The organism is Polaromonas sp., from assembly GCF_018780625.1.
In the GTDB taxonomy this organism is placed as follows: Bacteria; Pseudomonadota; Gammaproteobacteria; order Burkholderiales; family Burkholderiaceae_C; genus Polaromonas.
The window spans coordinates 18603-28077 of sequence record NZ_JADMJK010000055.1 but is presented as its reverse complement, the minus strand read 5'-3'; the positions used below and the strand labels follow the sequence as shown (position 1 = coordinate 28077).

Sequence of the window (9475 nt, the reverse complement as noted above, 5' to 3'; positions counted from 1 at the left end):
CAGCGCGCGTTCGGACAAGCCAGGCCCAATCACCGACGCCTGGCCCGAGCCCGGGAAGGTTGGCTTGATGACGCAGTGCCTGAGTTGGCGCAGCACGTCATGCAGCACCGCTTGTTCGCCGCACCACCAGGTCGCCAGCGATGGCAAGGCCAGGTTTTCACCCAGCAGGTGCCTGGACAGCGCAGGTAAAAATCCCAGCAGGGCGCTGGATTCCAGAAAGGCCGAGCCCGGCATGTTGGTCACCAGCACATTGCCGGCCCGAATCACCTGCAGCAGCCCGGGCACGCCCAGCGTGGAGTCGGCGCGCAACTCCAGCGGGTCCAGAAATTCATCGTCCAGCCGTTTCAGCAGGCCATGCACCGGCTCCAGGCCGCGCAGCGTCTTCAGGTAAAGCCGGTCGCCTTTGACCATCAGGTCACTGCCTTCGACCAGCGTCAGCCCCAAAAAGCGCGCCAGGTAGGCATGCTCAAAATAGGTTTCGTTGTAGGGGCCAGGAGTCAGCAGCACGACGCGGCTGTCGCCCTCGCCATGCTGCGTCGGGCTCATGGCCTTGAGTCCGTCCATCAGTGACTTGTAGGCGTCGGCCAGCCGCTGCACGTTCATTTCGCGAAACGCTTCGGGAAACAGCCGGGAAATGGTCAGGCGGTTTTCAAGCAGGTAGCCCAGGCCGGAAGGCGCTTGCGTGCGCTGGGACACCACGGACCATCGGCCATCGGGTCCGCGCGCCATGTCGAACGCGGCAATGCGCAGGTAGTTGCCACCCACTGGTTTCACGCCGTGCATGCCGCGCAGATAACCGGGGTGGGCATGCACCAGCGCACTGGGCAGCAAGCCTTTGGCCAGCAGGTCCTGCGGGCCATAAATGTCGGCCATCACCAGGTCCAGCAGGCGGGCGCGCTGCTGGATGCCCGGTTCAATTTCCGCCCAGTCCTGGCTGGAGATCATCATGGGAAACAGGTCCAGCGACCATGGCCGCTGCGGGCCGTCCGCATCGGCGTAGACGTTGTAGGTCACGCCGTTGTCCCGGACCTGGCGCTGCAGATTGGCCGCGCGGTGTGTCAGGTCGTCAAAGCCGTCCCGTCCCAGCAAGTTGAAAAAATCGGTCCATTCGGGTGTCAGCGGCTCGCCTTGGGCTTCGCTGGCCTCGGTTTCCTGGCACGCGCCGGGCAAGCCAGGGGCCGCATGGGCAGCGCGCAGCACGGGCCTGGTCGGGCTGGGCAGCAGCGCTGCGCGCGGCGGGCCCAAAGACGTTCGACCACGCACTTCGTCAAAGTGACCGGCCGCGGCCTCGGGCGCCAGCGCAGCGGCCAGTGCGCCGGGCGTCTCCAGCGCATGGGCCTCAAAAAGAGATGGGGTGTTGTTTTTCACGGCACTAGAGTATGCCTGCGGGTGGTTGTCGCGCGGTCTTGAGGCGTGCGTCCAACCGTCCCATGCGTTACCCGCTCACATAGTCTGCGGGCGATTTTTGGCGCCTGTCTTCAGCGCAAGTCCAGCGTGAACGGGAACTCCCGGCTTGGCTGGGCTGGCATGACCTGCATTTTCCCGGGGGTGTGGCCCATGCGGAAAAAGCGGGTGAGCCGCCGGCTTTCAGCCTCGTAGGAATTGACGGGCAGCGTGTCGTAGCTGAGGCCGCCCGGATGCGCCACGTGGTACTGGCAGCCACCCAGCGAACGCTCCATCCAGGTGTCCACGATGTCGAAGGTGAGCGGTGCGTGCACACCAATGGAGGGGTGCAGCGCCGACGGCGGATTCCACGCCTTGTAACGCACGCCGGCCACGTATTCGCCAACGCGCCCGGTGCTTTGCAGCGGCAAGGCGCGGCCATTGACCGTGATGACGTAGCGGCTGTCGTTCAGGCCCTTTACATGCACCTCGATGCGCTCCAGCGAAGAATCGACATAGCGCACCGTGCCGCCCGCCGCCCCTTCTTCGCCCATCACATGCCAGGGCTCCAGTGCGCTGCGCAGCGTCAGTTCCATGCTGCTGGCCGCGACCTGACCGATCAGCGGGAAGCGGAATTCAAAATGCGGCTCGAACCAGGCCATGTCAAAGCTGTAGCCGGCTTCCTTGAGTTCGGTCAGCACGTCTGCAAAGTCCATGCGGATCAGGCTGGGCAGCAGGAATCGGTCGTGCAGTTCGGTGCCCCAGCGCGTCAGGCGGCTGTGGTAGGGCTTGTTCCAGAAACGCGCCACCAGCGCGCGCAGCAGCAACTGCTGCGCAATGCTCATGCGGGCGTGCGGCGGCATTTCAAAGGCGCGCAGTTCCAGCAGGCCCAGCCGTCCGGTGGCGGAGTCGGGGGAGTACATCTTGTCAATGCAGAACTCGCTGCGGTGCGTGTTGCCGGTCACGTCCACCAGGATGTTGCGCAGCGTGCGGTCGACCAGCCAGGGCGGCATGCTGTCGCCGTGTTGCGCGCGGGCGGTGGCGATTTCACGCAGTGCAATTTCAAGCTCGTAAAGCTGGTCGTTGCGCGCCTCGTCCACGCGCGGCGCCTGGCTGGTGGGGCCAATGAACATGCCCGAGAACAGATAGCTGAGCGACGGGTGGTTGTGCCAGTAGGCAATCAGGCTGCCCAGCACTTCGGGTTTGCGCAGGAAAGGGCTGTCGTCCGGCGTGGCGCCGCCCAGCACAAAGTGGTTGCCGCCGCCCGTTCCGGTGTGGCGGCCATCGGTCATGAACTTCTCGGCCGACAGCCGGGTTTCATGCGCGATCTTGTACAGGAATTCGGTGTGCTCTACCAATTCGCCCCAGTTGTAGGCGGGGTGGATGTTGACCTCGATCACGCCGGGGTCTGGCGTGACTTGCAGCATTTTCAGGCGCGGGTCGCGCGGCGGCGGATAGCCTTCCAGCACGATGCTGACCCCCAGTGTCTGCGCCGTGGCTTCGACTGCGGCCAGCAGGTCCAGGTAGTCTTCCAGTCGCTCTTGCGGCGGCATGAAGATGTAGAGGGCGCCGGTTTCGCCCCGGCTGCTGGCGGCATCCCTGGCTTTGTCTTTGGGCTCGTCTTTGGGGCCATTGGCCCGCGCCGGGTCGCGCACCTCGACGCACAGCGCCGTGCGCGTCAGCCAGGCGGCTGATTCGAAGGGTTTGGGCGCGCGGCTCTCGTCGGGCGAGGGCGCCGCTGCCACCGCCGGGTTGGCGGCTGCGCTGCTGCCCGCGCTGGCCGGGGCGGCAGCGGCGGGTCGGTACTGCAAAATCCGGCTGGCCTGCGTGGAGGCCGCGTTGCCCGTCATGTAGCGCGCCATGTACTGCGCCACGGCGCTGGCGCTGTTGTGCTGGTTGGCGGGAACCGTGGTGCTGGTGGTTGCGGGGGGCTGCGCTTGCGCGTTGTAGCGCGCGGCCATCGCTGCCGTGGACGGCAGGTCCTGGCGCGGCGCAAACGGGTCAGCCTCGATCAGGTAGGGGTAGTCGGTTTCAGACACCCACGGCACCGAGTCCAGCGGCAGCCGGTAGCCCATGGGCGAGTCGCCGGGCATCAGGTACATGCGCTCGTCCCTGAAAAACCAGGGGCCCGTGGACCACCTGCTGCCCGCAGCGTCCGGCATGGCGCGCGGGTACTTTTTGACCAGCGCCTCCTTGGTTTGCAGCGGCAGAACGTAGCCGACCACCGAATCGAGCCCCTGCATGAAGACGCGGCGCAGGCGTTCGCGTTCCATGGGCTCGTCCAGCCGCGCGTCAAACGGGTCGACATTGACCGGCAGACGGCGCTCACGCCACAGGTAGTACCAGGTGTCTTCATAGCCCGGTGTGATGTGCTTTGGCGTCACGCCCAGCTTGCCCGCCAGGGTTTGCACAAAGCGCTGCGCATCGGCGCTGGTGTAGCGGCAGCTGGCTGCGGTGTCTCGTTCGTCGGTGAACAAGGCCGGGTTTTGCCAGATCGGCTGGCCGTCCTTGCGCCAGAAAATGCTGAGCGCCCAACGCGGGAGCTGCTCGCCCGGATACCACTTGCCCTGGCCGAAATGCAGAAAGCCGCCCTGGCCGTATTCGGTGCGCAGTTTTTGCACCAGCTCGGTGGCGTAGCCGCGCTTGGTGGGGCCCAGCGCGTCGATGTTCCACTCAGCCGCGTCGCGGTCGGACGTGGCCACAAAGGTCGGTTCGCCGCCCATGGTGAGCCGCACATCGCCAGCGACCAGGTCGCGGTCTACCGCCTCACCCAGCGCCAGCACCTCGGCCCACTGCGCCTCGGTGTAGGGGTTGGTCACGCGCGGGGATTCATAAATGCGCGACACCTTCATGTCGTGCGCAAACGTGACTTCGCATTTTTCCATGCCGCCTTCAATTGGCGCGGCGCTGGTGGGCTCGGGCGTGCAGGCCAGCGGAATATGGCCTTCGCCGGCCATCAGGCCCGACGTGGGGTCGAGTCCGACCCAGCCGGCGCCGGGCAAAAACACCTCGCACCAGGCATGCAGGTCGGTGAAGTCGGTCTCGGCGCCGCTCGGGCCGTCCAGCGATTTGACATCGGCCTTGAGCTGGATCAGGTAACCCGACACAAAGCGGGCCGCCAGCCCCAGGTGCCTGAACAGCTGCACCATCAGCCAGCCGGTGTCGCGGCACGAGCCGCAGGCCAGCGCCAGGGTTTCTTCTGGCGTCTGCACGCCGGGCTCCATGCGGATGGCGTATTTGATGTCGGACTGCAGGCGCTGGTTCAGCCCCACCAGAAAGTCGATGGTGCGCCTGGGCGTGAGGTCGGTTTCGTCGATGTACTTTTTCAGCAACGGAGAGGCGGGCTGGGTCACCAGATAGGGCGCCAGCTCCCGCGCCTGGGACTCGCTGTAGGCAAACGGAAATTCCTCGGCCTTGGGCTCCAGGAAGAAATCAAACGGGTTAAACACCGCCATTTCAACGACCAGGTCCACCGTGACCTTGAATTCGCGGGTAGGCTCGGCAAACACCAGCCGGGCCTGGTAGTTGGCAAATGGATCTTGCTGCCAGTTGACGAAGTGATTGGCGGGCTCGATCCGGAGTGAATACGACAGCACCCGTGTGCGGCTGTGCGGCGCAGGGCGCAGGCGAATGACCTGAGGACCCAGCATGACCGGACGGTCGTATTTGTAATGGGTGATGTGGCTCAGGGCAACGTGAATGGACAAGGACAACCTCGCTTATAAAAAAATGACGTCAACTGGAGCGACTGTGACACAAGATATAACTATGGAAATAGCAATAGAAACAACAAATGGTCACATGCTGTGGCTGTGCCAAAAATAGTTGGCTTGATTCCGGCGTGTATGCAGTAAAGCAAGAGCTGAGCCAAACCGTCTTTATCAGGCCAGTCCGCTGACCGGGGTGCGCGGCATTAATCCAACAACAATAGCGGAGCAGGCTTTGGATCGATTTTTTTCAGCCCGCGTGCGAGGGGGCGCCATCAGCCCCGGACTCGTTTTATTCGGATTCATTGCCGGTGTGGCGGTGCAACTGCAGCAGTCCACTTTGTGGCCAGGCGGGCGCTATGCAGTACTCGGGGTGCTGGCAGCGACCGTGCTGGGACTTTTGCAGTGTTTCATCGGAGCGAAAAAAGGAATTGTGCGCGGCGCTGGCCTGGCCGCGTTGGTGGTGGCTGCCGCCGTGTCGGGCTTTGGCTTGACGGGATGGCGGGCCGGCGTTTTCCAGTCAAACACCCTGAATTCGGCGCTGGAAGGGCGCGACATTGACGTGGTCGGCCGGGTGCTGACCATGCCGCAGCCCGCCGAAGACGCCCTGCGGTTTCGCCTGCGCGTTGAATCTGCTCGGATCGATGGTCAGCCGGTCAGCCTGCCACCGCAAATTCTACTGGGCTGGTATGCAGGCTTTGGCGTGCGGGAGGCGAAAGACCTGCGCGCTGAAAGCGCTGATCCGGCCGAGATGGCGCTGGAGTTGCAGCGCCAGCCGCAGCCCCTGCGCGCCGGCGACCGCTGGCAAATGACGGTGCGCCTGAAGGCGCCGCATGGCAACAGCAACCCGCACGGGTTCGACTACGAACTCTGGCTGTGGGAGCAGGGCATCCAGGCTGCGGGCTATGTGCGGGCCGGCCCGCGCGATGCGCCGCCCGTCAAACTCTCGAGCAGCTGGGCGCATCCCGTGGAGCGAGCCCGTCAGTCGGTGCGTGAAGCAATTTTCCAGCGGATTGAAAACCGCCAGCGTGCCGGCGTCCTGGCTGCGCTGGTGGTGGGGGACCAGAACGCCATTGAGCGCGCCGACTGGGATGTTTTCAGGGCTACCGGCGTAGCCCACCTCATGAGCATTTCGGGCTTGCACATCACGATGTTTGCCTGGGCCGCGTCCTTGCTGGTGGCCAGTCTGTGGCGAAGCTCCGTCAGGCTGACGCCCAGGCTTTGCCTGGCGCTGCCGGCCAGCGGTGCGGGCGCGCTGGGAGGGCTGGCATTGGCCGCCCTGTATGCGCTGTTTTCGGGCTGGGGTGTGCCGGCCCAGCGCACCATCTGGATGCTGGCCACGGTGGTCCTGCTGCGGCAAAGCAGCAGGCAGTGGCCGTGGCGGCACACCTGGCTGCTGGCCATGGCGGTGGTGGTCGTGCTGGACCCTTGGGCCTTGATGCAGGCCGGATTCTGGTTGTCGTTTGTGGCGGTGGGTGTTCTTTTTGCGACTGATTCAGGCGCTGAGGGTGCAAGTTCTCAAAGGGCTGCAGGCCAATGGGATTCAAAAACTGGATGGCTCCCATCATTTTTTCCGCCATGGCTGGGCAGGCCTGTGGCCGGCCTGGCGCGCGCGGCCCGCGAGCAATGGGTGGTGACGCTGGCGCTCGCGCCCTTGTCGCTGCTGCTGTTCAACCAGGTGTCGCTGGTCGGTTTGCTGGCCAACGCGGTGGCTATTCCGTGGGTCACGTTGCTGGTCACGCCACTGGCCATGCTGGGCGTGTTGTATGCACCAGTTTGGGAGGGCGCCGCGTGGGCGGTGGGCGTGCTGGAGGTGTTTCTCCAGGCGCAGGCCCGCTGGCCGTTGGCTTCGGTCAGCGTTGCTGCAGCACCGATTTGGTGCGCTGTGGCGGGCGTCATGGGGGGTGTATTGCTGGCCTTGCGCCTGCCCTGGCAATGGCGCGCGCTGGGCCTTCCGCTGATGCTGCCGGTATTGCTGTGGCAACCGGTGCGCGTGGTGCCAGGCGAGTTCGAACTGCTGGTTGCCGACATCGGGCAGGGCAATGCGGTGCTGGTACGCACGGCCCGCCATACCTTGCTCTATGACGCGGGCCCGCGCTTTTCCCGCGAAAGCGACGCCGGGCAGCGCGTTCTGGTGCCGCTGCTGCGCGCGCTGGGCGAGCGGGTCGACCTGCTGATGCTGAGCCACCGCGACAGTGACCACACGGGCGGCGCGCCTGCGGTGCTGGCCATGCAGCCGCAGGCCCGCCTGCTCAGCTCGATCGAAGAGGGCCATGAACTGCAGGCGCTGCGCAAGTCGACCCGCTGCCTGGCGGGCCAGCGCTGGGAATGGGATGCGGTCACGTTCGAGGTGCTGCATCCAGGCGCCGCCGACTATGAGGCCAAGGGCAAACCCAACACCCTGAGTTGCGTGCTGCGCGTCTCCAATGGCCGGCAGACCGCGCTGCTGGTGGGCGATATTGAAGCCGCCCAAGAGAGCAGGCTGGCCACCGGCTCCGGCGCTTCGAGCCTGAAGGCTGACTTTTTGCTTGTGCCGCACCATGGCAGCAAAACCTCGTCCAGCGCCGCGTTCCTTGATGCGGTGCAGCCGCAGTGGGCGCTCGCGCAGGCGGGCTATCGCAACCGTTTTAGCCACCCGGTCGATTCGGTGGTGGCGCGCTACCAGGCGCGCGGCATCCGGCTGATCCGGTCGTCCCAGTGCGGCGCGGCGGGCTGGCAAAGCCTGCAGCCCGCAGACCTGAGTTGCCAGCGGCAGACCGGCTTGCGCTACTGGCATCATGTGCCTGAAGTCTCGCTACCTGGGCTTTAAAACTCTGCTGAATGCACCGGCTTGGCGCATAACTTGCTAAGCTCTATTGAAAATAAAGTGCGTAAACCTTGCTGGAGACCACGTTAATGAGCCAACCGATGTTTGATGAAATGAACGCTGCGCCAACGGGCGTCCGGGCGCATTACCAGCCCTACCAGCGCTGGCTGGCCAGGCAGTCCGACAGCGTGATGGAAGCGCGCCGGGCTGAAGCAGAAATGATTTTTCGCCGCGTGGGCATTACTTTTGCCGTCTACGGCGCCAAGGACGAACATGAGGGTTCGGACAACGGTGGCACCGAACGCCTGATCCCGTTTGATCTGATCCCGCGCATCATCCCGGCGCATGAGTGGGCCCGCATGGAAAAGGGGCTGGTCCAGCGCGTCACGGCGCTCAACCGCTTCATCCACGACGTCTACCACGACCAGGAAATCATCAAGGCGGGCATCATTCCGTCCGAGCAGATTTTTCAAAACGCCCAGTTCCGCCCCGAGATGATGGGCGTCGATGTGCCGGGAAACATTTATTCACACATCAGCGGCATTGACATCGTGCGTGCGCCCAACGCGCAGGGGGAGGGCGAATACTACGTGCTTGAAGACAACCTGCGCGTGCCCAGCGGGGTCAGCTACATGCTGGAAGACCGCAAGATGATGATGCGGCTTTTCCCTGAGTTGTTCAGCGAGAACCGCGTGGCCCCGGTAGCGCATTACCCCGATCTGTTGCTGGAAACCCTGCGTGGCATGGCACCGCCCGCCACGGCAGAGCCCACCGTGGTCGTGCTCACGCCCGGCATGTACAACTCCGCCTATTTTGAACATGCTTTCCTGGCCCAGCAAATGGGCGTGGAACTGGTCGAAGGCCAGGACCTCTTCGTCAAAGACAACTTTGTGTACATGCGCACCACGCGCGGCCCCAAGCGCGTCGACGTGATTTACCGCCGCGTCGACGACGACTTTCTCGACCCGCTGGCGTTTCGGCCTTCGTCCACGCTGGGCTGCGCCGGCCTGCTCAACGTCTACCGCAGCGGCAATGTGTCGCTTTGCAACGCGATTGGCACCGGCGTGGCGGACGACAAGTCGATTTATCCCTATGTGCCGAACATGATCGAGTTCTACCTCGGTGAAAAGCCCATCCTCAAGAATGTGCCGACCTACCTGTGCCGCAACAACGAAGACCTGCAATACACGCTGGCCAATCTGAAAGACCTGGTCGTCAAGGAAGTGCATGGCGCCGGCGGCTACGGCATGCTGGTGGGGCCGGCCTCCACCAAGGCCGAAATCGAAGACTTCAGGCGCGCCATTCTGGCCAACCCGTCGGGCTACATCGCCCAGCCCACGCTAAGCCTCTCGACCTGCCCGACCTATGTGGAAAGCGGCGTGGCCCCGCGCCACATCGACCTGCGGCCTTTTGTGCTGAGCGGCAAGGAAGTTCAAATGGTGCCCGGCGGCCTGACGCGCGTGGCGCTCAAAGACGGCTCCCTGGTAGTCAACTCCTCGCAAGGCGGTGGCACCAAGGACACCTGGATTCTGGAAACCGGCCCTGCCGTGCCCGTGCAGTCGCAGTCGCAGTCGCAGTC

The 9475-nt window shown here is 64.4% G+C and carries 4 protein-coding genes; 2 read left to right on the top strand and 2 right to left on the bottom strand.

Annotated features, from left to right (window positions below; translation table 11 throughout):
- Together IV091_RS05330 and IV091_RS05325 are read right to left on the bottom strand one after the other, a co-directional pair.
- Nucleotides 1-1368, bottom strand: a 1368-nt coding sequence (locus tag IV091_RS05330; protein WP_293466087.1) for a circularly permuted type 2 ATP-grasp protein, incomplete at its 3' end; no start/stop codon positions are given.
- A 110-nt stretch (nucleotides 1369-1478) separates the two neighbouring features.
- Nucleotides 1479-5090 (bottom strand): DUF2126 domain-containing protein, encoded by a 3612-nt coding sequence (locus IV091_RS05325; RefSeq protein ID WP_293466085.1) that lies wholly within the window; start codon nucleotides 5088-5090, stop codon nucleotides 1479-1481.
- Nucleotides 5091-5325: 235 nt separating this feature from the next.
- On the opposite strand from IV091_RS05325, the gene IV091_RS05320 reads away from it, so the two are divergent.
- Together IV091_RS05320 and IV091_RS05315 are read left to right on the top strand one after the other, a co-directional pair.
- Nucleotides 5326-7899, top strand: coding sequence for a DNA internalization-related competence protein ComEC/Rec2 (locus IV091_RS05320; RefSeq protein WP_293466083.1), 2574 nt, complete (start codon nucleotides 5326-5328; stop codon nucleotides 7897-7899).
- An 86-nt stretch (nucleotides 7900-7985) separates the two neighbouring features.
- Nucleotides 7986-9475 (top strand): circularly permuted type 2 ATP-grasp protein (locus IV091_RS05315; protein ID WP_293466081.1); only part of this gene is annotated, 1490 nt, incomplete at its 3' end.